1 pseudogene is annotated in these 650 nt (G+C 32.2%); it reads right to left on the minus strand.

What is annotated here, in order from left to right:
• Positions 1 to 221: pseudogene (locus ACFIL8_RS12050) on the minus strand (hypothetical protein); the annotation flags it as partial.
• Positions 222 to 650 lie beyond the last annotated feature (429 nt).

The following is a 650-nucleotide window of genomic DNA, read 5'->3' on the forward strand; positions in this document are numbered from 1 at the left end:
AAATTAACATGTGTTTGTGATGGCTGTGGTTTTGATATTGGGATAAATGTGATTGGGAGCGCTGATGGTCCCCTTGTATACAATCCCTCTTCCTCCAAAATAAAACCATCGGTTAAGTTGATCTTAATGAGTTTATCGAGGAGTCTGTTTACTGTCAATTCACTCTGTATGAGAGCAAAAGCAGAACCTACACGAGACGTGCATGCCTGCTCCATTTGCATTTATTATTTAACATGGAAAATGTTAAAATCTTTATAAATCAAATTATTGACTTAAAAATCCAATGTTTGTTTATAGATCATTTTTTATGCTTAAATGATTGTTTGGGTGTCAAATGTATTCTCAATAGCTTATAATTTTCTTTTCTTAAATGTGCAGCCTTTTCTGGAAAATGTTCAACAATCTCTTGATTGTTTAATAAAAATTAAAATCGGTTATAAGGAAGGGCTTGTAAATTATAGAGTAGGAAAAAGGTGCATTTTATAAACAATAGGGGAGGGTTGTTTCCATAGCCAAAACATTTTTTCAAGTTGTTATGGTATCTTTTTGAAGTGCTTGATCGATAAAAGTTTGATAATTATCAGAAACAATATATTGGGTATTTTCTCCCAAAGCTTTGAAATGTTCATGACCGCAATGGATTTTTGCTT

This window comes from Bartonella sp. AP57NXGY (genome assembly GCF_042195805.1).
Taxonomy (GTDB): Bacteria; Pseudomonadota; Alphaproteobacteria; order Rhizobiales; family Rhizobiaceae; genus Bartonella.